The sequence below is a fragment of the Pseudomonas sp. PA27(2017) genome (assembly GCF_001945445.1).
Taxonomy (GTDB): Bacteria; Pseudomonadota; Gammaproteobacteria; order Pseudomonadales; family Pseudomonadaceae; genus Aquipseudomonas.
In genome coordinates this window covers 60,761-86,078 of the sequence record NZ_MSXW01000061.1, presented here as the reverse complement: position 1 = coordinate 86,078, position 25,318 = coordinate 60,761, and the positions used below count along the sequence as shown (strand labels likewise).

Below are 25,318 nucleotides of genomic sequence, written 5' to 3'. Positions count from 1 at the left end.
AAAAATTGTCGTCCATTATCCTGCATTCGCGACTCGTTGTCTTGGGGACACCACGCATGGAATTTATCGTCAAAAGCGCTCGCCCGGAAACACTGAAAACCGCCACTCTGGTCATCCCTGTAGGTGAAGGTGGCAAACTCGGCGCCACCGCCAAGGCGGTGGACGCAGCCAGCGGCGGCGCCATCGCCGCCCTGCTCAAGCGCGGCGACCTGGCGGGCAAGCCCGGCCAGACCCTGCTGGCGCATGGCGTTGCCAACCTCAAGGCCGAGCGCGTGCTGCTAGTCGGCACGGGCAAGGACGCCGAACTGTCTGACCGCCAACTGCGCAAATTGATCGCTGCCGTTTATGGCGTGCTGAAGAATCTTGCCGGCAGCGATGCCCTGCTGGCCCTGCAAGACGTACAGGTAAAAGGCCGCGATGCCTACGGCAAGGCCCGCCTGCTGGTGGAAAGCCTGGCGGATGCCGGCTACCAGTTCGATCGTTTCAAGAGCCAGAAGGCGACGCCCGGTGCTCTTAAGAAGATCACCCTGATCACCGACAAGGCCGATACTGCCGCCGTCGAGCGCGCCACCCGCGAGGCGCGCGCCATCGCCATCGGCATGGCGCTGACCAAGGACCTGGGCAACCTGCCGCCGAACATCTGCCACCCCAGCTACCTCGCCGAGCAGGCCAGGGAACTGGGCAAGGCGCACAAGAACCTCAAGGTCGAAATCCTCGACGAGAAGAAGCTGCAAACCCTCGGCGCCGGCGCCTTCCTGGCCGTGGGCCAGGGCAGCGAGCAGCCGCCGCGGATGATCGTCATTCAGTACAACGGCGGCAAGAAAGGCGACAAGCCCCACGCCCTGGTAGGCAAGGGCATCACCTTCGACACCGGCGGCATCAGCATCAAGCCGGCCGCCAACATGGATGAAATGAAGTACGACATGGGCGGCGCCGCCAGCGTGTTCGGCACTCTGCGCGCTGTGCTCGAACTGCAGTTGCCGATCAACCTGGTTTGCCTGCTGGCCTGTGCCGAGAACATGCCCAGCGGCGGTGCGACGCGCCCCGGCGACATCGTCACCACCATGAGCGGCCAGACCGTGGAAATCCTCAACACCGACGCCGAAGGTCGCCTGGTGCTGTGCGATACCCTGACCTACGCCGAGCGCTTCAAGCCGCAATCGGTGATCGACATCGCCACCCTCACCGGCGCCTGCATCGTCGCTCTGGGCAGCAACGTTTCCGGTCTGATGGGCAATGACGACGAACTGGTCAACCAGATCCTCGCCGCCGGCCGCCAGGCTGACGACCGCGCCTGGCAATTGCCGCTGTACGACGAATACCAGGAGCAACTGGATAGCCCGTTCGCCGACATCGCCAATATCGGCGGGGCGAAAGCTGGCACCATCACTGCTGGCTGCTTCCTGTCGCGCTTCACCAAAGCCTACAAATGGGCTCACCTGGACATCGCCGGTACCGCCTGGGTCAGCGGCGGCAAGGACAAAGGCGCCACTGGCCGCCCGGTGCCGCTGCTCACCCAGTACCTGCTCGACCGCGTACCGGCCTGATCAGCAGCGCCCCGAGGGTGGCCGCTCTGGCCACCCTCGTCCGCCGCCCAACCTGCCCTATCTGAAACCGCTCAATACGCTTTTCGCTTGAAGCTTGCCGCTTGAAGCCCGACACTTGCCGCCATGCCCCGAATCGAATTCTACGTACTGTCGTCGGCCACCCCATCCGAACGCCTGCGCGCTGCCTGCCAGCTTGCCGGCAAAGCCTGGCGAGCCGGCTTGCCGGTGTTCCTGCGCGGTCGCGACAGCGCGCAATGCAACGAACTCGACGAGCTGCTCTGGCGAGCCCGCCAGGAAAGCTTCATCCCCCACGGCCTGCATCAGGATGATCCGCACGGACCGGTGGTGATCGGCCTGGACGAAGAGCCCGCGGCGCAGCAAGCAGTGCTGATCAACCTCAGCAGCACGCTCAGCCCGCATATCGACCGTTTCAGCCGGGTGATCGAGATCGTCAACCAGGAACCCGACCTGCTGACCGCCTGCCGGGAGAATTTCCGCAGTTACCGGCAGCGCGGCTATGATCCCAAACGTGTCGAACTGTAGACCCCTGCCATGGACAACCTGAACCCTCCCCACAAACCCGGCGCCCTGCTGAGCGATCTCGAATCGATTCGCGAACTGCTCGATGACGACCTCGACCCGCCGCTACTCACTGACAAGTTCGACCCGGACGACATCCCCGTACTCTCCGACGTGGTACGCGCCCCCGAACCGGTTCTCGCCGCGCAACCCGCCGTTCCGGTCAGCGCCGCCGGCATAGCTTCCGAGGACGAGCTGCGCCAGACCGTGCAACGCGCCATTGGCCGTGACAACGAGATCAATCGCCTGGACACCGAGCTGCGCGCCGCGGCACAACTGCTGCTGCAGGATGTGATCGACGACTTCGTGCCGCAGATCGAGGCCGAACTCAAGCGCCGCCTGCAGGCGCGCCTCAACCGCCTGCTGCCTCCACGTCGCTGACCCTCCCCCTGCCCTGACAGCGTTTTCCCGCTCGACCGATAGCCGCGAGAGCGGAAGAAAACTGCGCGGCGGTTGGTTATACTGCTCGGCTTTTCCGATCAGACGCCAGAAGGGTCCCGCCGCGCATGGACAAGACCTACCAGCCCCACGCCATCGAAACCGCCCTGTACGAAAACTGGGAGGCGAAAGGCTACTTCGCTCCGCAGGGTTCGGGTGAGCCCTACACCATCATGATCCCGCCGCCGAACGTCACCGGCAGCCTGCACATGGGCCACGGCTTCAACAACGCGATCATGGACGCGCTGATCCGTTTCCGCCGCATGCAGGGCCGCAACACCCTGTGGCAGCCGGGCACCGACCACGCCGGTATCGCCACCCAGATGGTGGTGGAGCGTCAACTGGCCGCTCAAGGCATCGACCGCCACGACCTGGGCCGCGAGAAGTTCCTCGACAAGGTCTGGGAATGGAAGAACGAGTCCGGCGGCACCATCACCCGGCAGATCCGCCGACTGGGCAGCTCGGTGGACTGGTCGCGCGAGCGCTTCACCATGGACGACGGCCTGTCCGAAGCGGTCAAGGAAGCCTTCGTGCGCCTGTTTGATGACGGCCTGATCTACCGCGGCAAGCGCCTGGTCAACTGGGACACCAAGTTCCACACCGCGATCTCCGACCTCGAGGTGGAAAACCACGACGAGAAAGGCCACCTGTGGAACCTGCGCTACCCGCTGGCCGACGGTAACAAGACCGCCGAAGGCAACGACTACCTGATCGTCGCCACCACCCGCCCGGAAACCCTGCTCGGTGACGCCGCCGTTGCCGTGCACCCGGAGGACGAACGCTACAAAGCGCTGATTGGCCAATACGTCGAGCTGCCGCTGGTGGGGCGCCGCATCCCAATCATCGCCGACGATTATTGCGACCCGGAGTTCGGCACCGGCTGCGTGAAGATCACCCCGGCCCACGACTTCAACGACTACGAAGTCGGCAAGCGCCACAACCTGCCGCTGATCAACATCTTCGACAAGGACGCCGCCGTCCTGCCGGGCGCGCAGATCTTCAACCTCGACGGCAGCGTCAACGCCCTGCTCGACGCCAGCCTGCCAGCTGCCTACGCCGGCCTGGATCGCTTCGAGGCACGCAAACGCATCGTCGCCGACATCGACACCCTGGGCCTCCTGGACAAGATCGATGACCATGCCCTGAAGGTGCCCAAGGGCGACCGCTCCGGCACCGTCATCGAGCCATGGCTGACCGATCAGTGGTACGTCTCCACCAAACCGCTGGCCGAAAAGGCCATCGCGGTGGTCGAGAGCGGCGAAATCCAGTTCGTGCCCAAGCAGTACGAAAACATGTACTTCAGCTGGATGCGCGACATCCAGGACTGGTGCATCAGCCGTCAGCTGTGGTGGGGCCACCGCATTCCGGCCTGGTACGACGAAGCCGGCAACGTCTACGTGGGCCGCGACGAAGCCGAAGTGCGTGCCAAGCACAGCCTGGGCGACATCGCCCTGCGCCAGGACGATGACGTCCTGGATACCTGGTTCAGCTCCGGTCTGTGGACCTTCTCGACCCTCGGCTGGCCCGAGCAGACCGACTTCCTGAAGACCTTCCACCCCACCGACGTGCTGGTCACCGGTTTCGACATCATCTTCTTCTGGGTCGCCCGGATGATCATGATGTCCACCCACCTGACCGGACAGATCCCGTTCAAGACCGTCTACGTGCACGGCCTGGTGCGCGACGGCCAGGGCCAGAAGATGTCCAAGTCCAAGGGCAACGTGCTCGACCCGCTGGACATCGTCGACGGCATCGACCTGGAAACCCTGCTGGCCAAACGCACCAGCGGCATGATGCAGCCCAAGCTCGCCGAGAAGATCGCCAAGCAGACCAAGGCCGAATTCCCGGAAGGCATCGCCAGCTACGGCACCGACGCCCTGCGTTTCACCTTCTGTTCGCTGGCCACCACCGGGCGCGACGTGAAGTTCGACATGGGCCGCGTCGAGGGCTATCGCAACTTCTGCAACAAGCTGTGGAACGCCGCCAACTTCGTCATCGAGAACACCGATGGCCAGGACACCGGTGTGAATGGTGAACAAGTCGATCTGTCGCCGGTCGATCGCTGGATCATCTCCGCGCTGCAGCGTTGCGAGCAGGACGTGACCCGACACCTCGACGCCTTCCGCTTCGACCTGGCCACCCAGGCACTCTACGAATTCGTCTGGGACGAGTACTGCGCCTGGTACCTGGAGCTGGTCAAGCCGGTGCTGTGGGACGAGAACGCGCCCATCGAGCGCCAGCGCGGCACCCGCCGCACGCTGGTGCGTGTGCTGGAAGTGATCCTGCGTCTGGCTCACCCGTTCATGCCGTTCATCACCGAAGAGATCTGGCAGCGTATCAAGGGCCAGGCCGGCGTCAGCGGCGAAACGCTGATGCTGCAACCCTGGCCGGTGGCCAACGAAAGCCGCATCGACGCGGCGGCCGAGGGCGACATCGAGTGGGTCAAGCAACTGATGCTCGGCGTACGGCAGATCCGTGGCGAGATGAAGATCTCCATGGCCAAGCGCATCGACGTCATCCTCGCCAACGCCTCGGCCTCCGACCTGCGCCGCCTCAACGACAACGCCCCGCTGCTCAACAAGCTGGCCAAGTTCGAGTCGGTGAAGGTGCTGGCTGCTGGCGAACAAGCGCCGATGTCCGCCACCGCCCTGGTCGGCGACATGCAGGTGCTGGTGCCGATGGCCGGCCTGATCGACAAGGAAGCCGAACTGGCGCGCCTGGACAAGGAAATCCAGCGCCTGGAAGGTGAAGCCAAACGGGTCGGCGGCAAGCTGGCCAACGAGGGCTTCGTCGCCAAGGCTCCGGCTGAAGTACTGGAGAAGGAACGCGCCAAGCTGGCCGAGGCCGAACAGGCGCTGGCCAACCTGGTGGAGCAGCGCGGCAAGATCGCCAGCCTGTAACAGGTAAAGGCCCGCCGCGTGCGGGCCTTTTTCATGGAGTTGCGGATGATCGAGCTGCGCTTCGAAGTACGGCTCAACGCACCGCCCGACACCGTCTGGGGCTGGATCACCGACGTGCGCTGTCTGCGCGCCGAGATGCGTCCCTGGCTATGGATGAGCGTGCCCCGCGGCACGCGCAACTTGGCCGACACGGACTTGCACACGGGCCAAATCCTGTTCACCAGCTGGCTATGGCTGTTTGGCCTGCTGCCCATCGGCACCTCGCGCCTGACGCTGCTGGAGCTGGAACCGGGCCTAAGGTTTGTCGAGCAGTCGCCAATGACCGGCATGCGCCTGTGGCGCCATGAACGGCAGCTGCAGGCCTGGGGTGAAGGCACTCTGCTCGTTGACCGGTTGACGGTGAGGCCACTGTTGGCCACTGCGCTGGTAAAAGGCTTTCTGCAGTTGTTCTTCGCCTCCCGGCATCGCAACCTGCGCCGCCGCTTGGCTTACTGAAAGGACGCACAATGGACGTCAGCAAGACCAAGACCAGCTTCTACCGCCGCCTCTACGTGGCCTGGTTGATCGACAGTGGCACCGCCGATAGCGTGCCAGCCCTGATGGCCGCCACCGGAATGCCCCGTCGCACGGCCCAGGACACCCTGAGCGCGCTGGAGGAGCTGGACATCCACTGCGAATTCCAGCAGCAGGACGGCGAGCGTAACAATGCCGGCCATTACGTGATCCGCGACTGGGGCGCCATCGACAAACGCTGGATCGCCGCCAACCTGCAGCAGATCAAGGCTGTTCTCGGCTATCCCTGAGACACTGCGCAGCGGCCAAAAGGACTGACCATGACCCTCGATTTGCTTCTGGTGCTCGGCCTGCTGTTCACCGCAGTGGTGCTGTTCGTCATCAACAAACCGCGCATGGACGTGGTCGCCTTGATGATACTCATCGCCCTGCCGCTGACCGGCGTGCTGACCATTCAGGAAACCCTGGCCGGCTTCGCCGACCCCAGCGTGATCCTGATCGCCGCGCTGTTCGTGATCGGCGAGGGCCTGGTACGTACCGGCATTGCTTATCGCCTAGGCGACTGGCTGGTAGCGAAGGCTGGCAGCAGTGAAACCCGCCTGCTGGTGCTGCTGATGGTGGCCGTCGCCGGCCTTGGCTCGGTGATGAGTTCGACTGGCGTGGTGGCGATCTTCATTCCGGTAGTGCTCGGCGTGGCGGCGCGGCTGAAGATCGCGCCGGGGCGATTGATGATGCCGTTGGCCTTCGCCGGCCTGATCAGCGGCATGCTGACCCTGGTAGCTACGCCGCCTAACATGGTGGTGCACAGTGAGCTGCTGCGGGCTGGGCTGCCGGGTTTCAGTTTCTTCAGCTTCACGCCCATCGGCCTCGCCGTGCTGGTGCTTGGCGTGCTCTACATGCTCGCCACGCGGCGCTGGCTGCAGCGCGACGTCGATAGTGACGCCTCGGCGCCGCCACGCCTGACGCTCGCCGATCTGGCCGACAGCTACCGCCTTAGTGAACGGGAACGGCGCCTGCAGGTACGTGCCGACTCGCCCCTGGCCAATCAGGCGCTGGACGAGCTGCAGCTGCGTTCACAGTACGGCATCAACGTGATCGCGGTGGAGCGCCAGCGGCAGTTCCGCACCCTGCTCTTGATGGCCACCGGCAATACCCAGTTGCTACCCGGCGACGTACTACTGGTCGACCTGGCCAGCCCGGCCATTGCGGTGCTCGGCGCCTATCAGGAACTGGGCCTGGAGGCGCTGCCGTTACGCAACTCCTACTACAGCGTGCACTCCCACGAGCTGGGCCTTGCCGAAGTGGCGCTGCCGCCAGAATCCCAGTTGCCGGGCAAGACCATTCAGGAGCTTGGGCTGCGCAGCCGCTACAAGCTCAACGTGGTCGGCCTGCGCCGTCATGGCCAAGCGCTGGAGGGCCTGCTGGTGGACGAAAAACTGACCCACGCCGACACCCTGTTGGTGGCCGGCAGTTGGAAGCAGATCCACCACTTGCAGAGCCTCAACCGTGATTTTCTGGTGCTCAGCCTGCCCGCCGAAGTGGACGAGGTGGCGCCCGCCGCGCGCAAGGCGCCCTATGCCTTGCTGAGCTTGGCGGTGATGGTCGCCCTGATGATCAGCGGCCTGGTCCCCAACGTCATGGCCGCGCTGATCGGTTGCCTGCTGATGGGCGCCTTCCGCTGTATCGACATGCCCAGCGCCTACCGTTCCATCCACTGGCCGAGCCTGATCCTGATCGTCGGCATGCTGCCGTTCGCCCTGGCCCTGCAGAAAACCGGCGGCATCGACCTGGCAGTTAACGGCCTGGTCGGCGCCCTCGGCAACGCCGGGCCACGGGTGATCCTCGCCAGCCTGTTCGCGGTTACCGCCCTGATCGGCCTGTTCATCTCCAACACCGCGACTGCCGTGCTGATGGCGCCCGTGGCCATCGCCACCGCCCAGGCATTGGGCGTGTCGCCACTGCCATTCGCCATGACCGTCGCCCTCGCCGCCTCGGCCGCCTTCATGACACCCATTTCCTCGCCGGTGAACACCCTGGTGCTGGGGCCTGGTCAGTACCGCTTCGGAGATTTCGTGCGTATCGGTGTGCCGTTCACCATTCTGGTGATGATCGTCAGCGTGGTGATGGTGCCGTGGATATTTCCGCTGTAGCTCAGGGCAGCGGCGGGATCAAAGGGAAGCGGCCGTTCGCGATTTCGTGGGAGGGGCTTTAGCCGCGAGTGCTTTACGCATAGCCAGGCAAAATCGAGGCTAAAGCGGATCGCCGCCCGGCCTCTTCCACAAAAGCTCTTCTCACCGTCCGCTTGTCGTTTGGAACCGCACACTACGCGGCGCGAAAGAAGCGCCGCTTGGCACGGTTCAGCCAACCATCCTCGGCCTTGTCGGCCGCCAGACGCCGCAGATTTTCGGTGACTGCCGCCACGTAGTTCTGGTCGTCGTTGCGGATGTGCCCGAACAGCCAGCGGCCCAGCAGGCTGCGTAGTTCGTCGCAGACATCTTCGCCTTGCCGGAACCGCACGCGGTAGTCCTCGACGCGGCGGATGAACAGCTCGTGCACCCGCTTGTGCGCCTTGGTGAATACGTATCCCGCTTCCTCGAGCATCGCCTCCTCGAAGGCGAAATGGGAGCTGGTGTAATCCACCAGTTCTTCGATCACCAGCGCTACGTTCTCCCGCGCACCATTGTGCTGCGCCGCATACAGCTCGTTGATCATGTCGACGATGCGTCGGTGCTGACCGTCGATCACCGCGATTCCGGTGTTCAGGTCATCACTCCAACTGAGATAGGCCATGGCCGCGCCCCTGTCATTCCCCTGGATGGGGCCAGTCTAGAGTCGGCCGAGCGGTTGCCGGTTGACCTGGATCAGTGCATACCCAGGCGCGCATCTGGGTACGAGGGCCGCTTCACATTCAAGACACCGAGCACGGCGCCAGCGGCTGTGGGAAAATGCCCGGCCCGTCACCTGCGCAATGATCAGCATGCCCGCCAAACGTCCGTCGAAACCGCCCGCCTCGCCTGAAAAAGGCCAGCTGCACCCCCGCAATCGCCATCAGGGCCGTTATGACTTTCCGGCGTTGATCAAGGCCAGCCCGGAGCTGGGCGCGTTCGTGATCGTCAACCCCTACGGCAACCAGAGCATCGACTTCGCCAACCCGGCGGCCGTGAAGGTGTTCAACCGCGCGCTTCTCAAGCAGTTCTACGGTATCAATCACTGGGATATTCCCGCCGACTACCTGTGCCCGCCGATTCCGGGGCGCGCTGACTACCTGCACTATCTGGCCGATCTGCTGGCCGATGACAACCGCGGTGAAATTCCCCGCGGCGCGGCCGTACGGGCGCTGGATATCGGCGTGGGTGCCAACTGCATCTACCCGCTGCTGGGTAACCGCGAATACGGCTGGCGTTTTCTGGGCGCGGACATCGCGCCCGAGGCCATTGCCTCGGCAACGGCCATCGTGCACGCGAACTCTGGCCTGCGCGATCAGATCGAGCTACGCCTGCAGGCGGATGCCGGGCACGTCTTCAGCAATCTGTTGCAGAGCGACGAACGTTTCGAGCTCACCCTCTGCAACCCACCCTTCCACGCCTCGGCAGCCGAAGCCAGCAGCGGCAGCAAGCGCAAATGGCGCAACCTCGGCAAGCTCGACCCGAAGCGTAAACTGCCGGTGCTCAACTTTGGCGGCCAGGCAGCCGAGCTGTGGTGCCCGGGTGGCGAAGCGGCGTTCGTGGCGCGGTTGATCGGCGAAAGCGCCGAGCATCGTGACCAGGTACTGTGGTTCAGCACGCTGATCTCCAAGGCAGGCAATCTGCCCGGCGTATACGCCACGCTGAAGAAGGTCGGCGCCGCGAACACCCGCACGGTAGAAATGAGCCAAGGCCAGAAGCAGAGCCGCTTCGTGGCCTGGACCTTTCATACTGCCGAACAGCGCCAGCGCTGGATGAACGAGCGCAGCAGCGCTTAGTCGTCAGCGCGCGGCGCGCGCACGATCAGGGTATCGCACGGCACCCACTGCAGCAGTTCGCTGGCCGCGCTGCCCAGTAATACGTTCATCAGTCCGCTGCGCCCATGGGTGCCCATCACCACCAGATCGACGCCATGCTCACGCACGTAGTGACTCAGTGAAGCGGCCAGCGAGCCCTGCTCGATGACAATACGGGTACGCTTGCGCACCTCATCAGGCAGATCGCTGGAGGCAAGAAAGGCGGCGTAATCGCCCTCCTCGATGTACTGGCGTGTCCGCTCATCGATCACTCGTTCCAGACGGTCGGACATCGGCGCTTCGGTGGCGTGATAGAGCACCAGCTCGCGATCCGGGAAGTAGCAAGCAGCCGCATGCAACGCATGGAGCGACGAATCGGAGAAATCGGTAGCCACGATGATGCGCCCATAGCGCCCTCGTGGCCGCCGACGCACCACCAGCAAGGGCTGCGGCAATTGCCGGGCCAGCAACTCGACCGTAGAGCCGAGCAGCAGGCGGCCCCATAATGCGTTGCTCGCCACGCCGGTGACCACCAGTGCGCTACCGGTCTCTCGTGCCGCCTTGGCAATGGCCTGTACGGGCTCACCCCGTTCGACGCGCAGGCGCACCTGCACATCCAGGCCCGACAGATCCTGCTGCAACTGCTGCTCGGCGAAACGTGCCAGGCTGGCGTCATCCCGATCACCCAGCCAGCCCAATACCAAATCCGGCCCCTGGCCGACTTCCAGCACATTCACGCCTACCAGCAACGCCTGCCATTCACCGGCCAGTTGCACCGCACGGTCCAGCGCGCGGTCGCACCGCACACTCAGGTCAGTGGCCAGCAACACGCTCGCCGGCGTTCCCTCGGCCCAGGGTTGTCTGCTCATCGCACACCTCGATATCCCCACAGAAGATAGGCCTAAGACCCTAGCAACTCTGCGCATAGAGAAACATCGACAAATCGTAAGCAAACACGAGTCAGATTGAGGGACGACGCATCAGCATCCATGCCAGCCCGGCAACCCACAGCAGCGATGCGCCGTAGTTGATGCGTTGATAAAGGCCGAAGCCGTGACCACTCTCCAGTGCAGCGGCCATCAGTGGCAAGGCGCCAAGAGCTGCCAACGTGCAGAACAGCGAAAACAGGGCGAAGCCTGGCGAGGTGAGCAGACGGCGGCCCAGCCACACCCAGAGCGCCCCCGCCAGCAACAGGCTGAACGCCATGATCAGCCCTGCCAGGTTGTGCAGGTTCTGGCTGGCCGAGGGATTTTCGGGCGCACAACCCGCGTCACAGGCGAAGTAGCCCGTGCCGAAGCTGCCCAGGCCATGAAGCATGATCAGCAGGCCGCTCAGGCGCGCCCAGCGGCTGCGGAAACTCAGCGCCACGGCTGTACCGAACAACAGAAACAGCACACCCAGTGGAAAATTGTTGATCGCTGGCGAGAGGGTTTGCGTAGGCGCGCCTTCGGCACCCAACACGCTCATGGCCTGGTCGACGTGGCTATAACCGGGATAAAGCGAACCAGCGACAGCCACGCCTAGAATCAGCCACAAGGGCGTGATCAATCCTGCGAAATACCCCAGCTTGAGCGTCCTGTTCGAATGCATGCGAGTTTCCTTTCCGTGGCGTGAACGTCCGTTCAGTGACGTGGCTCTGAAGACTCGCGACACATCGAATCGCGCAGCTACCCGTCGACTGCTTTACGCGAACTGCAGCCTGTCGAAGGTTTTTCGTCCATAATCGCCGCCCTCGAAAAGCTGCCGGGTTGCCTCCGGCCCTGAAAGGACGATCTCATGCTGCGCATCACCGAACTCAAACTGCCACTCGATCATGCCGATGACGCCCTGCGCCCGGCACTGGTCGAGCGCCTGGGCATCGACGACAACGAATTGCTCGAATTCAGCGTGTTCAAGCGCAGCTACGATGCCCGTAAGAAGTCCGGTGACATGCCGTTCATCTACACCCTGGATTTCAGTGCGCGCGACGAGGCTGCGCTGCTGGCGCGCTTCGCCAACGACCGCAATCTCGGCATCGCTCCTGACGTGAGCTACAAGCCGCTGAGCGTCAGCGCCGAACAACATCCTGCCCAGCGCCCGCTGGTGATCGGCTTCGGGCCATGCGGCATTTTCGCGGCGCTGCTCCTCGCGCAGATGGGCCTCAAACCCATCGTGCTCGAACGTGGCAAGGAAGTGCGTCAGCGCACCAAGGACACCTGGGGCCTGTGGCGCAAGAAAGTGCTCGATCCCGAGTCCAACGTGCAGTTTGGCGAGGGCGGCGCGGGCACCTTTTCCGACGGCAAGCTGTACAGCCAGATCAAGGATCCCAACCACTACGGGCGCAAGGTGCTGGAAGAGTTCGTCAAGGCTGGCGCGCCGGAGGAGATTCTCTACGTCAGCAAGCCGCATATCGGCACCTTCCGCCTGACCGGCGTGGTAGCTACCATGCGCGAAGAGATCAAGGCCCTCGGCGGCGAGGTGCGCTTCCAGCAGCGTGTCAGCGACGTATTGATCGAAGACGGTCAACTGGTCGGTGTCGAGTTGGAGAATGGCGAGCAGGTGCACAGCCGCCACGTCATCCTGGCCCTTGGCCACAGCTCGCGCGACACTTTCCGAGCCCTGCACAAGCGTGGCGTGTTCATGGAAGCCAAGCCGTTCTCCGTGGGCTTTCGCATCGAGCACCCGCAGTCGCTGATCGACCGTGCGCGCCTCGGCAAATATGCCGGCCACCCGAAACTCGGCGCAGCCGACTACAAGCTGGTGCACCACGCCAAGAACGGCCGCTCGGTTTACAGCTTCTGCATGTGCCCAGGCGGAACCGTGGTAGCGGCCACCAGCGAGCCGCACCGGGTGGTCACCAACGGCATGAGCCAGTACTCGCGTAACGAACGCAATGCCAACTCGGGCATCGTGGTCGGCATCACCCCGGAGCAGGATTATCCCGGCGGCCCGCTGGCTGGCGTCGAACTGCAGGAGCAGCTCGAATCCCACGCCTACGTACTCGGCGGCAGCAACTACGAGGCGCCGGGCCAACTGGTCGGCGACTTCATCGCCGGCAAGCCGAGCACCGCACTGGGCAGCGTCGAGCCCTCCTACAAACCGGGCATCAAGCTTGGTGACCTGGCACCCTCGCTGCCGGACTTCGCCATCGAAGCGATTCGTGAAGCGTTGCCTGCCTTCGCCAAGCAGATCAGGGGCTTTGACCTACACGACGCCGTGCTGACCGGCATCGAAACGCGCACCTCATCGCCACTGCGCATTACCCGTGGCGAAGACCTGCAGAGCCTCAACGTACGCGGCCTGTTCCCGGCCGGTGAAGGTGCGGGCTATGCCGGTGGCATCCTGTCTGCCGGAGTCGACGGGATCCGTGTCGCCGAAGGTCTGGCACGCGCGCTGATGGGTGAGCAGGCTCAATAGGGCGTCTGCCAGCGACACAGGGTGGTGCGCCGCGAGCCATTGGGCCGGCGCTGGGGATCGGCGAACGTGGCAACCTCGACGAAGCCGGCCTTGCGCATCATGCCGGCCGAGGCGGCGTTCTGTTCATGGCGGTCGATGTAGATATCGACAATGCCCGCCGCCTCGATGTCCGCCACCACCTGGCGCAGCAACGCCGAGCCGATTCCCTGCCCTGCGGCATCGCGATGGGTCACCGCTTCGCAGATGTAAGCGTGTTCGGCATCGGCACGAGTGTCAGGTTGATGAGAGCGAAAGCGCCGGGTACGCACATGGCTGACGAAACCCAGTAGCGTGCCCTGCCCCTCGGCCAGCAGCACTTGGCTGCTGCCATCGGCGATGCCACGCAGGTGAGCGGTCACCTCGGCCGGCGGCAGGTGGTTCCAGGGGTTGGGGCCATGTTCGAAGATCAGCGCGAGGAGCGCTTCGATGTCGGCGGCGTTCGCCGCCCGATGCTGCCACTGCATCTGCCGAATCTCATGGGGAATGGGAACGGTGGCAGTCTAGGCCGTACTCAATCCTGTCGGCAGGCACAGTCGTGCAGCAAAACGGCAACCCAGTTCAGGATTCCCAGGGTCGCCCGCGGGTGCGACGCACCAGCTTGACCTTTTCCTGCATCGCCGACTTGGCGAGCATGTGGGCGCTGACCGGTGCGGTGATGAACAGGAACAGCGTGATCAGCAGCTCATGGAAGCTCAGCCCTTCGGTGTGACTGCTGAAGAAGATCATCGACGCCACCACCATGCTGCCCACTCCCAGGGTAGTGGCCTTGGTCGGGCCATGCAGGCGCGTGAAGAAGTCCGGCAGACGATACAGGCCGATGGCGCCGATCAGCGCGAACGAGCAGCCGACCAGTAAGAAAAACGCCACCAGTGCTTCGATCCAGAATGGCATGGCAACAACCTCCTCAGTCGATGATTTCGCCGTGCAGCAGATGCTTGCCCACCGCCACGGTACCAACGAATCCCATGACGGCGATCAATAGCGCCGCCTCGAAGAACAGATCCGATTGCAGCCAGATGCCGAACACCACGATCAACGCCAGTGCGTTGATATACAGGGTGTCCAGCGCCAGCACCCGGTCGGGCATGTCCGGGCCTCGCACCAGGCGGATCACGTTGAGCGTCACGGCGACGCCCATTAGCGCCATGCAGAAGGGAATCACGTAGGCGAGCATTCGAAAATCTCCATCAGCGGGGCTTCATAGCGCGACTTCACCTCGGCGATCAACGCCTGGTCGTCGGCCACATCCAGGCCGTGCAGCAGCAGGGTCTTGTGGTCGCTGCTCAGGCCCGAGGACACGGTGCCGGGCGTCAGCGATACGATACAGGCCAGCACCGAGAGCATGAATTCGTTCTCGATCTCCATGGGCACCTCGACGAATGCCGGGCGCAGTTTGCGGGTGGGGCCAAGTACCAGGCGGGCGACATGCAGGTTGGCGATGACGATGTCCCACAGCACCATCAGCAGGTAACGGCACAGCAGCACCGGGCGGCGCAGGCGCGGCACGTCGAGCATGAAGCCACTGCACAACAGGGCGATGCCCCAACCGAGAAACGCGCCCAGCAGCAGATGGCCGACGCTCGGCGCATTGACCATCAGCAGCCAGATCACCGTGAGCAGCACGGTGAGCATGGGATGGGGGAATAGACGGGACAGGCTCATCGCTCACCTCCGCGCACGATCTGCAGGTAGCTATTCACATCCAGCAACTGCTGGGCGACGGCGTCGGTGTACTCGTGAACCGGTTGCGCTGCCGCTACCAACAGTGGCCCGCCCGCCAGCAGGCAAATGGTCGCCAGCGCGCGGATGCGATCGAACTCGGCATTCGACGCAGGCTCGCCCGTGCAGCGCCAGAACAGCGTGCTGCCGGCACGCGCAAGGGCGATGATCATGCCCAGGCCGCCGATCAGCACCACCGGCCAGAGCACCAGTGCCTGCCAGCCGGTTTCCACCGAGCGCAGCAGCATCAGCTTGCCTAGGAAACCGGAGAACGGCGGCAGGCCGGCCACCGAGATCGCGCCGATGAAGAAAAGCCCGCCAAGCAGCTTGGGTTGCAGCAGTTGCGGCCCCTTGCGCAGGCGCAGGCCGATTTCGCCGCGCTGACGGGCCAGCATATCGGCCAAGAGGAACAGGCCACCGCAGATCCAGGTGCTGTGAATCAGGTAATAGAGCGCTGCACTGAGGCTCTGCACGCTGCCCAGCGCAAAGCCCGCCAACAGGGTGCCGACCGACACGATCACCAGGTAGCCGATCAGCCGACCGAGGCTGCGCGCTGCCAGCGCGCCAGTCACACCAAGTAGCAGGGTCAGCGCCGCTAGCGGCCACAGCAGGTAATCGACCAGATGAGCCAGTTGCCCCGCCTCGCTGCCGAACACCAGGGTGAACACGCGAATGATCGCGTACAACCCGACCTTGGTCATTATCGCGAACAACGCCGCAACCGGCGCCGTGGCCGCTGCATAGGCATTGGGCAGCCAGAAATACAGCGGCAGAATGGCGCCCTTCAGGCCGAATACGATCAACAGCAGATAGCCGGCAGCAGCGAGCAGATGCTGGCGGTCCGGATCGGCTTCGGCCACCTTCAATGCCAGGTCGGCGATGTTCAGCGTACCGAGCAGGCCGTAGAGGATGCCAATGCCGATCAGAAAGAACGAGGATGCCACCAGATTGAGCACCACATAGTGCATGCCGGCCTTGATGCGCTTCGGCCCGCCGCCGTAGACCAGCAGCGAGTAGGAGGCGATCAGCAGGATCTCGAAGAATACGAACAGGTTGAACAGATCGCCCGTCAGGAAAGCGCCGTTGATGCCGACCAGTTGGAACTGCATCAGCGCGTGGAAGTTGGGGCCACGTTCGTCGTCGCCACGTACCGCGTAAAGCACGGCGAAACTGGCCAGCGCCGCGGTCACCAGCAGCATTAGCGCTGCCAGGCGATCGAGCAGCAGAACGATACCGAACGGCGCCTGCCAGTTGCCCAGGGCGTAGACCTGCAGCGCACCGGCGTCTGCCTGCAGCACCAGCCAGACGCTCAGCGGCAGCAGCGACCAAGTGGCCAACAGCGACACCCAGCGCTTGGCGGTAATCGACAATTGCGAGCGAATCAGCAACAGGCTGCCAGTGAACAGCGGGATGAGGATCGGCAGGATCAACGCATGATTCATCAGCGCGACTCCTCGCCGTCAACGTGGTCGGTACGCAGTTCACCGAGGGCACGCAACGACAGCACCACCACGAAGGCGGTCATGGCAAAGCCGATGACGATGGCGGTCAGCACCAGCGCCTGGGGAATCGGGTCGCCGTACTCGGCACTCTTGCCGATTACCGCGGGCACGCCTGTGCTCAAGCGGCCCATGGCGAAGAGGAACAGGTTCACCGCATAGGAGATCAGGGTGAGGCCCATGACCACCGGGTAGATGCGTGCGCGCATCAGCAGATAAACACCGCTGGCGGCCAGTACACCAAGAGTGATGGCGAATAGCGCTTCCATCAGAGCACCTCCTTGCTGGTTTCATCCTGGCTGACGTGGCCAATGTTGGAGAGGATCAGCAGCGTGGAACCGACCACCGCCAGGTAGACGCCCAGGTCGAAGAGCAGTGCGGTGGCCAGTTCGAACTTGCCTACCAGTGGCAGATGGAAATAATCGAATGCCGAGGTCAGGAACGGCGCGCCGAAAGCCAGGCTGCCCAGGCCGGTCAGCCCGGCGATCAGCACACCTAGGCCCGCGATGCTGTGGTAGCTCCAGGGCATACGCCGCTGAGTCCACTCCACGCCGTGGGCCACGTACTGCAGGATTAGCGCGATGGCGGTGATCAGTCCGGCGATGAAGCCGCCGCCGGGAAGGTTGTGCCCGCGCAGGAAGATGAACGCCGACACCAGCAACGCCATCGGCAACAGGATGCGCGCAATGCTGTCGAGCACCATCGGGTGGCTGTCCCGCGACCAGGGCTTGCCGTTCGGATCGGTAAGCGGATGGGGCAGGTGCAGGCCCGCCAGCAGGCCGTAGATGCCGATCGCGGCGATGGCCAGCACGCTGATCTCGCCTAGAGTATCGAAGCCGCGGAAGTCGACCAGAATCACGTTGACCACGTTGGTGCCGCCGCCACCGCTGACGCTGTTCTCGATGAAGAACGACGAGATGCTGTCGTACGGCCGGGTCATCACCGCATAGGCCAGCAGCGCCACGGCGATGCCAGTGCCACCGGCCAGCAGTACGTCGCGCAGGCCACGCAGGCTGCTCGACTCCACGGGCGTGCGATCAGGCATGAAGAACAGCGCCAGCACCAGCAGAATGATGGTCACCACCTCCACCGACAACTGGGTCAAGGCCAGGTCCGGCGCCGAATAGCGGGCAAATGCCAGGGCCACCATCAGGCCTGCGCAGCTCAGGGTCATCAGCGCCTTGAGGCGATTGCGGTGGAAAGCCACGGTCAACACGGCCATCACGCACAGCACGGCCATGCCCAGGACGGTGATGCCATCGAGCGGCGTCAGGGCCACATCACCACTGAGCGATTCCATCGGCGACAGCGCGGTGATGATCAGGATCAGCGCGCTGAGCAACAGGAAGGCCACATAACGCTGTTGGGAGCCGCTTTCCAGGAGTTTGGTCACCCAGCGCGCGCTCTTCACCAGGCGCGCGTTGAGCAACTCGAACAGCTCCTTGGCGTCCACCTCGGGCATACCGTTGTACCAGCGGAACAGTGGCTCGCGGCAGGCATAGACGATAATGCCACCGATCAGCGCGACCACGCTCATGCCCAGCGGCACATTGAAGCCGTGCCAGATCGCCAGACTGTAGTACGGCACTGCCCCACCCAGGGTGGCGCTTGCTGCCGAGGCCAGCAACGGCGCCACGGTGTATGCCGGCAGCATGCCGACCAGCAGGCACAGGAACACCAGGATTTCTACCGGAATCTTCATGTAGCGCGGCGGCTCGTGGGGCGGATACTTGGGCAGATCCTTCGGTTCGCCGTTGAAGAACACGTCGTGGATGAAACGTAAGGAATAGGCTACCGAGAAGATGCCGGCCAAGGTCGCCACGGTGGGAATCATCCAGTTGAAGATACCCAGCAGGTCCTGATTGAGCGTCTCGGTGAAGAACATCTCCTTGCTGAGAAAGCCGTTGAGCAGCGGCACGCCGGCCATCGCCGAAGCGGCCACCATGGCCAGCACGGCAGTATGCGGCATGTACTTCCACAAACCGGCGATACGGCGCATGTCGCGGCTGCCGGTCTCGTGATCGATGATGCCGGCCGCCATGAACAGCGAGGCCTTGAAGGTCGCGTGGTTGATGATATGGAACACCGCGGCGACCGAAGACAGGTCGGTATTGAAACCGAACAGCAGAGTGATCAGGCCCAGGTGGCTGATCGTCGAGTAGGCCAGCAGCCCTTTGAGATCATGCTGGAACAACGCCATGATCGCGCCGAACAGCAGGGTCGCCATACCGGTCATGCTGACCAGGTAGAACCACCACTCCGTGCCCGCCAAGGCCGGGTAGAAACGGGCCAGCAGGAAAACGCCCGCTTTGACCATCGTTGCCGAATGCAGGTAAGCGGAAACCGGGGTGGGCGCCGCCATGGCCTGGGGCAGCCAGAAGTGGAACGGGAACTGCGCCGACTTGGTGAATACTCCGAGCAGGATCAGGATCAGGGTGATGGGATACATCCCGTGGCTGCGGATGGTATCGCCCGCCGCCAACACCTCGCTCAACTCGAAACTGCCGACGATGTTGCCCAGCAGCAGAATGCCGGCTAAAAGCGCCAAGCCACCGCCGCCCGTGACGGTCAACGCCATACGCGAGCCCCGACGGGCATCCGAGCTGCTGCTCCAGAAGCTGATCAACAGGAACGATGACAGACTGGTCAGTTCCCAAAACACCAGCATCAGCAGCATGTTCTCCGACAGCACCACGCCCAGCATGGCGCCCATGAACAGCAGCAGATAGGCGAAGAAACGCCCCATGGGCTCCTGCTTGCTCAGGTAATAGCGGGCATACAGAATAACCAGCAGGCCGATGCCGAGAATCATCAGGGCGAACAGAAAGCCCAGGCCATCGAGGCGCAGGCTCAGGTTGAGCCCCAACTCCGGCAGCCATGGATAGCTGACCACCTGCACGTCGCCGGCGAATACGGCCGGCTGCTGCAGCCACAGCAACACCAAGGCGGCGGCTGGGCCGAGCGCAGCGGCCAGTGCGCAGAGCGACCGCCCCATGCGGTCAGCCAGCAGCGGAAGAAAGATACCCAAAAATGGTAAGGCGATGATCAGCGCAAGCGCCATACACTAAACCCCTTGTACACGCCCGCCATGTAGCCTGACGGCCAGTTAGTGTGTGCCAGAATGCGGTCGCCGGCGTCCGGCCGATCCCTGCAATGGTGTGCGTGATGCCAACCCGGCAAATGGAAAAACCACTTGCGGCAGTGCGGCTCGGAGCATTACCAAGCCAGTTACGATCTGGTCTCCGCATAACGTGCGGCCCGCTGCAACTGACTGACGAATGACCCTGAGCGTTCGACTTGTTTTTCCAGACGAAGCCCTGAAAATCCAGCCAAGAAACGCCTTCGATTATGCTTAGCTATCGACTCGGCGTCATGGATAGAATTATTACTAAAACTATCTCCAGTGCGCTTTGCGATTTGCCTAGGCACCGACCACCAGCCTCTCTAATCCGGGCTTCACGCCGCGCAAACGAAAAGGCCGAATCAGCGAACTGATTCGGCCCTGGTACGCATTACGCCATGTCGCCGTTAATGAGTCACGCGGCTGGTGCCGTTGACGGTCATGATGCGTACACGATCGCCTACACGGAAGATCTGGTTCTCTTCGACTGCCTGCACATAAGCACGCATGCTGCCGTCATCTTCACGCACGGTGATTTCCACACCCTGGGTGCGGGTGATGCCCTCTTCAGCCGCGGCGCCCAACAGGCCACCAGCTACCGCACCAATTACGGCTGCCACCGCCGAGCCGCGGCCGCCACCAACGCCGCTGCCGGCCACGCCGCCAATCACCGCGCCCGCGCCGCCACCGATCGGCGTTTTGGTGCCTTCGATCTTCACGGGGCGCAGGGATTCGATAGTGCCCATGCGCACGGTCTGTACGGCACGCGCTTCATCGCGCGAATAGCTGTCGCCGGTCAGGCTGGATGCGCAGCCGCCGAGGGTGAGCGTCGCTGCAGCAAACAGGACAGCGAAAAGACCAGGTTTAAGCATGACGATTCTCCAGACTGGACTGATAACCCTATGACAGCTTGGCCGCCAGGACGGTCACTGTGATTGCTGACAAATTGCGTCATCTGTTCAGCAGCCGTACAGGGTGGCCAGTTCGCCACCCGACAGCAGTATAGACAGCCGAGCCGGGTAATCGTCACAACCGCCGCGCAGGCGGAAGGATCGATCGCTAGGGGCGCGCGCCTCGAGCGAGGCGCCAGAACCTGGCCAGATCGGCTGCACGCGCTTCGAGCTCGGGCCCGGCATTGGCACAGGCATGCTCCAGGGTGATCGGCCCAGGGGCGAGGCTGAAACAGGCTTCGATGCCGGCGTCACGTACCGCTTGATAGCCTTCGCCCAGGCTGCCGGCCAGAGCGATCACCGGTACGCCCTGAGCTTTAGCCACACGTGCGACCCCAACCGGCGTCTTGCCATGCAGGCTCTGGGCATCCAGACGCCCTTCTCCGGTAATGACCAGATCGGCGCCACGTATGGCATCGGCCAGCCCGGAAAGCTCGGCGACCAATTCGATGCCGGGACGAAAGCGTGCGCCGAGAAATGCCTTGGCGGCGAAGCCCAGGCCGCCGGCGGCACCGACGCCGGGAAATGTACTGAAGTCCTCACTCAGTGCCTCACCGACCACTTCGGCCAGGCGTGCCAGGGCTGCATCGAGCTCTTCCACCTGCTCCGGGCTCGCGCCCTTCTGCGGGCCGAACACCGCCGATGCGCCTTTGGGCCCGCACAGTGGATTATCCACATCCGCCGCGACGTCGACCTGCACGCCCTGTAGCCGCTCGTCCAACCCGCTGAGGTCAACGCGTTGCAGCGAAGCCAGAGCCGCGCCACCTGGGCACAGCTCATTGCCGACCGCGTCGAGAAAACGTACGCCCAGCGCCCGCAGCAGCCCGCTGCCACCATCGTTGGTAGCGCTGCCACCAAGACCGAGGATGATTCGCGTGGCCCCGGCATCCAGAGCGGCAGTGATCAATTCGCCCGTTCCGTAACTACTGGTCACCCGAGCATCGCGCTGGGCGCTCGGTACCCAGTGCAGTCCGCTGGCAGCGGCCATCTCGATCACTGCCGTGCCGTCGCCCAACCAGCCCCAATGGGCATTCACCGGAGTGGCCAGCGGCCCCATCACGGACAGTTCGCGACGTTCACCTCCCGTTGCCGCAAGTACCGCATCCACGGTGCCCTCCCCACCATCGGCCATGGGGCAGAGGGCGATCTCGGCGTCCGGGTATACGGCTAGCCAGCCGCGAGCGATGGCCTGGGCCACCTCGGGCGCGCTCAGGCTCTCCTTGAAGGAATCAGGAGCGATGACGATTTTCATGCAGACGACCTCGAAAAACAGCGCGGCGCCCTCGAGCGCCGCGATTGAACAGGCTTACAGGAGAACCAGGCTCAGCAGCCATACCGTGGTAATACCCACCAGGCCCTGAATCAGCGTAGCCATGGTTTGTGCGCGGTAGGCAACGGCCACCGGCATGCGACTGAACTGGGTGACGACCCAGAAGTAGCTGTCGTTGGCGTGCGAAACGGTCATGCCTCCGGCGCCGATGGCCAGAACGGTGAGTACGCGACCCATTTCGCTGTCCAGGCCGATCTGCCCAAGCAGTGGTGCGACCATCGCCGAGGTGGTGACCATAGCTACGGTAGTAGAACCCTGTGCGGTCTTCAGCGCAGCGGCGACCAGGAACGGCATGAACAAACCGATACCCAGCGCGGACAGCGTGCTGCCCAGATAGGCGCCCAGCGGCGAGGCGCTGAGCACGGCGCCGAATGCCCCACCAGCACCGGTGATCAGGATGATCGGCGCAGCGGACAGGATGCCATCGGTCACCCGGTCATGTAGCTGCTGACGCTTGCCGTTACCCCGCAGCAGCGTGCAGGCCAGCACCAAGCCGACCAGCAGCGCCACCACCGGCTGCCCCAGGAAGCTCAGCACCGCCTGCAGCGTGCCGTCGCCCAGCGGGCGGCTGGGGAACACCGAGATCGAACCCAGGCAGATCAGTGCGATGGGTACCAGAATCGGCGCGAAGGCCTGGGTGGCGCTAGGCAGCACGCCGTACTTTGCCTTCAGCGCCTCGAAATCCTCGGCACCGGGCATCGGTGTGCCGTCGTCTTCCAGCGCGATATCCTTGCCAACGAAACGGTTGGCCCACAACAAGCCGGCGAGCGCGGAAACCATGGCCACGAACAGGCCCACGGCGATCACCAGGCCCAGGCTCGACTCGAGACCGAGGTTGCCGGCCGCTGCGATCGGCCCTGGAGTCGGCGGCACGAAGGTGTGAGTGGCATACAACCCGGTCGCCAGGGCAACGCTCATGGCGATCACCGACACTTTCATGCGCGCAGCCAGGGCGTTTTTAAGGGAGTTGAGGATGATGTAGCCGGAATCACAGAACACCGGAATCGACACGATGTAGCCGATGATCGACATGGTCAGCGTCGGGAAGCGTTCTCCCAGCAGCTTGATCACCGTCTCGGCCAGGGTAATGGCCGCGCCGCTGCGCTCGAGAATCACGCCGATGATGGTGCCCAGCACGATCACCACGCCGATGTTGCCCAGAATGCCGCCGAAGCCCGTAGCGACAGTCTTGAGAATGTCCTGATGAGGTAACCCATAGGCGAAGCCCGCGACGATCGCGGCAATCAGCAAGGCAAGAAAGGGATGCAGCTTGAGACGCGTGGTCGACACCACGATAAAGGCGATCAGTGCGACCAGGATCAGAACCAGAACCATGCCGGTTTCCTCTTGTTGTTATGTGAGTTGCCAGGTGCTCGGCATTGTCGCCCAGTAACGAGGGACGACACCCTGTTCACTCGCACAACAACAAAGCGCAACGAAAAGCCCATATTGTGCACCCGCACCACTAACGCCCGAGAGGTCACTCGGGCTCTATCAGCCCCAGCCCAAGCGACAGTTGCAGGCGCCGATCCAGACGTGTCAGTTCGACACCGCTGAGTTCGCCGATTCGCTCCAGGCGATAGCGCAGGGTGTTGCGGTGGATGCCCAAGGCGTCGGCGCAGCTCTGCACCTGACCGTCATGGGCGCACCAGGCCTCGAGGGTAGCGCGCAGCACGCCGTTGGCATCCTGCGCCAGCACCTGCCGCAATGGCGCCAGCCAGCCCTGCAGCAACCAGCTGTGGCGCTGGGCATGTAGCAAGGTGGCCAGGCGATGCTCGTCGAGTGCCAGCACCCGCAACGATGGGTGTCGCGCCGTAGCGAAGGCTTGCAGATCACGCAGTGCCAGGCAGGCCTGGCGCAACTGCTCGAGGGAGTGCAGCGGATCGCTGACCAGCAGGCGCGTCACGCCCCAGCTTCGCTGATCCGCCGCCTCCAGCCATTGCCGGTCATCCTGGCCCGCCACGAGAGGCCGACACCAGACCAGCTCGCGCATCCCCAGCGGCGCACACAAATGCTCCTTCTTGCCAGCCAGGGCGGCGAGCAGGCGCGCCCGCTGCGCCAGGGGCTCGCCCTGTTCCTGCAGTTCCAGCAGGCACACCTGACGCGGCCAACTCAGTGCCAACCCCTGCCGTTCGGCATCGGCAGCCAGTGCCGTGACACTGACCACCGGATCGAACAACTGGCGCAGCCAGGAATCCAGCTGATGCCGCTGCCAATGGCGCTCGGCCTGCACCTGACGCTGCTCGACCAGCATCTCCGCGGCCATGCGCACCAGCTCGGCATAGGGCCTTACCACCTCGGGATCACCGGTGATGCCGAGCACGCCAATCAGCTCGTCGGCGTGCAGCAGCGGCAGATTCACCCCTGGGCGCACGCCGCGCAGGCAGGTCGCGGCCTGCTCGTCGATCTCCACCACCCGACGGTTAGCCAGCACCAATTGGGCACCTTCATGGCGGGTATGCAGCCGCAGTGGGTCGCCGCTGCCGATGATCATGCCCTGGGCATCCATCACATTGATGTTGTACGGCAGGATGGCCATGGCGCGATCAACGATGTGCTGGGCCAGGGTGGAATCGAGCTCGAGCATACTGGAGTCTGCGTGATAGAGGCCGACAGTGCCGGCCCGAGGACGTCAGGGCGCCAGGCGCTGGCGCAACCAGGCTTCGCCTTCGCGGCGATAGTCGAGACGATCATGCAGACGGCTGGCACGACCCTGCCAGAACTCGATGCGCTCGGGCAGCAGACGATAACCGCCCCAATGCGGCGGACACTCCGGCGCATGGTCGGCGAAGCGCCGTTCGGTTTGCGCAAGCAGACCTTCGAGCTCACCGCGGTCATGAATCACCCGGCTCTGCGGCGACGCCCAGGCGCCCAGGCGGCTGCCCAGCGGACGAACCTGGAAGTAGGCGTCGGATTCGGCGGGCGTAACCCGCTCGACACGGCCCTCGATGCGCACCTGGCGCTCCAGGGTCGGCCAGAAGAAGGTCAACGCGGCAAAGGGGTTGACCTGCAACTGCTCGCCCTTGGCGCTCTGATAATTGCTGAAGAAGGTGAAACCTTGCTCGTCCAACCCCTTGAGTAGCAGCACACGGCAGTGCGGCCGACCATCGGCGTCGACGGTCGCCAGGGTCATGGCGTTGGGTTCTACGGGCAGTTGCTCGGTTTTCACCGCATCGGCGAACCAGCTTCTGAACAGCGCGAGGGGCTCCAGCGGCGCCTGATCCTCGCTCAGCCCATCACGAGTGTAATCACGGCGCATGTCGGCCAGGGTCTGAGTCATGAGCGTACTCTCGAAAGCGACAAAGACC

At 63.8% G+C, this 25,318-nt stretch carries 24 protein-coding genes; 9 read left to right on the top strand and 15 right to left on the bottom strand.

Annotation, left to right across the window (positions count from 1 at the left end):
- Positions 1-56 precede the first annotated feature (56 nt).
- The 7 genes from BVH06_RS21895 to BVH06_RS21865 all read left to right on the top strand — a co-directional run bounded on the left by BVH06_RS21895 (position 57) and on the right by BVH06_RS21865 (position 8,127).
- Positions 57-1,547 carry a leucyl aminopeptidase gene (locus BVH06_RS21895; protein WP_075935464.1) on the top strand — a complete coding sequence of 497 codons (1,491 nt, stop codon included), beginning with the start codon at positions 57-59 and terminating at the stop codon, positions 1,545-1,547.
- 123 nt (positions 1,548-1,670) lie between these two features.
- Positions 1,671-2,090, top strand: coding sequence for a DNA polymerase III subunit chi (locus BVH06_RS21890; RefSeq protein WP_075935463.1), 420 nt, complete (start codon positions 1,671-1,673; stop codon positions 2,088-2,090).
- 9 nt (positions 2,091-2,099) lie between these two features.
- Positions 2,100-2,507: a DNA polymerase III subunit chi gene (locus tag BVH06_RS21885; protein ID WP_075935462.1), complete on the top strand. Its 408-nt coding sequence runs from the start codon at positions 2,100-2,102 to the stop codon at positions 2,505-2,507.
- A gap of 125 nt (positions 2,508-2,632) precedes the next feature.
- Positions 2,633-5,464 (top strand): valine--tRNA ligase, encoded by a 2,832-nt coding sequence (locus tag BVH06_RS21880; RefSeq protein WP_075935461.1) that lies wholly within the window; start codon positions 2,633-2,635, stop codon positions 5,462-5,464.
- 45 nt (positions 5,465-5,509) lie between these two features.
- On the top strand, positions 5,510-5,959 hold the full coding sequence (locus BVH06_RS21875; RefSeq protein WP_075935460.1) for a hypothetical protein: 450 nt from the start codon (positions 5,510-5,512) through the stop codon (positions 5,957-5,959).
- An 11-nt stretch (positions 5,960-5,970) separates the two neighbouring features.
- Positions 5,971-6,267 (top strand): helix-turn-helix domain-containing protein, encoded by a 297-nt coding sequence (locus BVH06_RS21870; RefSeq protein ID WP_075935459.1) that lies wholly within the window; start codon positions 5,971-5,973, stop codon positions 6,265-6,267.
- A gap of 30 nt (positions 6,268-6,297) precedes the next feature.
- On the top strand, positions 6,298-8,127 hold the full coding sequence (locus BVH06_RS21865; protein WP_075935458.1) for an SLC13 family permease: 1,830 nt from the start codon (positions 6,298-6,300) through the stop codon (positions 8,125-8,127).
- Positions 8,128-8,299: 172 nt separating this feature from the next.
- Here BVH06_RS21865 and BVH06_RS21860 read toward each other — a convergent pair whose 3' ends face one another.
- The gene (locus BVH06_RS21860; protein ID WP_075935457.1) at positions 8,300-8,767 is read right to left on the bottom strand and encodes a bacteriohemerythrin; all 468 of its coding nucleotides are present in this window, start codon (positions 8,765-8,767) and stop codon (positions 8,300-8,302) included.
- Between the two features lie 178 nt (positions 8,768-8,945).
- On the opposite strand from BVH06_RS21860, the gene rlmF reads away from it, so the two are divergent.
- A complete protein-coding gene (rlmF, locus tag BVH06_RS21855; RefSeq protein WP_075935456.1) occupies positions 8,946-9,938 on the top strand; it encodes a 23S rRNA (adenine(1618)-N(6))-methyltransferase RlmF in 993 nt (330 codons plus the stop codon).
- On the opposite strand, the gene BVH06_RS21850 is transcribed toward rlmF, so the two are convergent.
- Positions 9,935-10,825 carry a universal stress protein gene (locus tag BVH06_RS21850; RefSeq protein WP_075935455.1) on the bottom strand — a complete coding sequence of 297 codons (891 nt, stop codon included), beginning with the start codon at positions 10,823-10,825 and terminating at the stop codon, positions 9,935-9,937. The two genes, rlmF and BVH06_RS21850, sit on opposite strands and share 4 nt — an antisense overlap.
- Before the next feature lie 91 nt (positions 10,826-10,916).
- Entirely contained in the window at positions 10,917-11,546 is a 630-nt protein-coding gene (locus BVH06_RS21845; protein WP_075931337.1) for a DUF998 domain-containing protein, read from the bottom strand.
- Positions 11,547-11,732: 186 nt separating this feature from the next.
- On the opposite strand from BVH06_RS21845, the gene BVH06_RS21840 reads away from it, so the two are divergent.
- Entirely contained in the window at positions 11,733-13,352 is a 1,620-nt protein-coding gene (locus BVH06_RS21840; RefSeq protein WP_075935454.1) for an NAD(P)/FAD-dependent oxidoreductase, read from the top strand.
- Here the strand turns inward: BVH06_RS21840 and BVH06_RS21835 are convergent.
- From BVH06_RS21835 to pdxH, 12 genes are all read right to left on the bottom strand, one after another.
- Entirely contained in the window at positions 13,346-13,855 is a 510-nt protein-coding gene (locus tag BVH06_RS21835; RefSeq protein WP_075935453.1) for a GNAT family N-acetyltransferase, read from the bottom strand. The two genes, BVH06_RS21840 and BVH06_RS21835, sit on opposite strands and share 7 nt — an antisense overlap.
- 94 nt (positions 13,856-13,949) lie before the next feature.
- Positions 13,950-14,282 carry a Na+/H+ antiporter subunit G gene (locus BVH06_RS21830; protein WP_075931340.1) on the bottom strand — a complete coding sequence of 111 codons (333 nt, stop codon included), beginning with the start codon at positions 14,280-14,282 and terminating at the stop codon, positions 13,950-13,952.
- Between the two features lie 13 nt (positions 14,283-14,295).
- A complete protein-coding gene (locus BVH06_RS21825) occupies positions 14,296-14,565 on the bottom strand; it encodes a K+/H+ antiporter subunit F (protein WP_013792415.1) in 270 nt (89 codons plus the stop codon).
- Positions 14,550-15,053 carry a Na+/H+ antiporter subunit E gene (locus BVH06_RS21820; RefSeq protein ID WP_075931341.1) on the bottom strand — a complete coding sequence of 168 codons (504 nt, stop codon included), beginning with the start codon at positions 15,051-15,053 and terminating at the stop codon, positions 14,550-14,552. Before BVH06_RS21820 ends, BVH06_RS21825 begins: the two co-directional genes overlap by 16 nt.
- On the bottom strand, positions 15,050-16,552 hold the full coding sequence (locus BVH06_RS21815) for a monovalent cation/H+ antiporter subunit D (protein WP_075935452.1): 1,503 nt from the start codon (positions 16,550-16,552) through the stop codon (positions 15,050-15,052). The genes BVH06_RS21820 and BVH06_RS21815 overlap by 4 nt, the downstream gene beginning before the upstream one ends.
- The gene (locus BVH06_RS21810; protein ID WP_075931343.1) at positions 16,552-16,878 is read right to left on the bottom strand and encodes a Na+/H+ antiporter subunit C; all 327 of its coding nucleotides are present in this window, start codon (positions 16,876-16,878) and stop codon (positions 16,552-16,554) included. The genes BVH06_RS21815 and BVH06_RS21810 overlap by 1 nt, the downstream gene beginning before the upstream one ends.
- Entirely contained in the window at positions 16,878-19,670 is a 2,793-nt protein-coding gene (locus tag BVH06_RS21805) for a monovalent cation/H+ antiporter subunit A (protein ID WP_075931344.1), read from the bottom strand. The genes BVH06_RS21810 and BVH06_RS21805 overlap by 1 nt, the downstream gene beginning before the upstream one ends.
- Positions 19,671-20,137: 467 nt before the next feature.
- On the bottom strand, positions 20,138-20,602 hold the full coding sequence (locus BVH06_RS21800) for a hypothetical protein (protein ID WP_070887912.1): 465 nt from the start codon (positions 20,600-20,602) through the stop codon (positions 20,138-20,140).
- 187 nt (positions 20,603-20,789) lie between these two features.
- Positions 20,790-21,932, bottom strand: a complete 1,143-nt coding sequence (locus tag BVH06_RS21795) for a glycerate kinase (RefSeq protein WP_075935451.1) — start codon at positions 21,930-21,932, stop codon at positions 20,790-20,792.
- A gap of 54 nt (positions 21,933-21,986) precedes the next feature.
- Positions 21,987-23,345, bottom strand: coding sequence for a GntP family permease (locus BVH06_RS21790; RefSeq protein WP_075931346.1), 1,359 nt, complete (start codon positions 23,343-23,345; stop codon positions 21,987-21,989).
- A 145-nt stretch (positions 23,346-23,490) separates the two neighbouring features.
- Positions 23,491-24,597 (bottom strand): sugar diacid recognition domain-containing protein, encoded by a 1,107-nt coding sequence (locus tag BVH06_RS21785; RefSeq protein ID WP_075931347.1) that lies wholly within the window; start codon positions 24,595-24,597, stop codon positions 23,491-23,493.
- Positions 24,598-24,642: 45 nt separating this feature from the next.
- The gene (gene pdxH / locus BVH06_RS21780; RefSeq protein WP_075935450.1) at positions 24,643-25,290 is read right to left on the bottom strand and encodes a pyridoxamine 5'-phosphate oxidase; all 648 of its coding nucleotides are present in this window, start codon (positions 25,288-25,290) and stop codon (positions 24,643-24,645) included.
- Positions 25,291-25,318 lie beyond the last annotated feature (28 nt).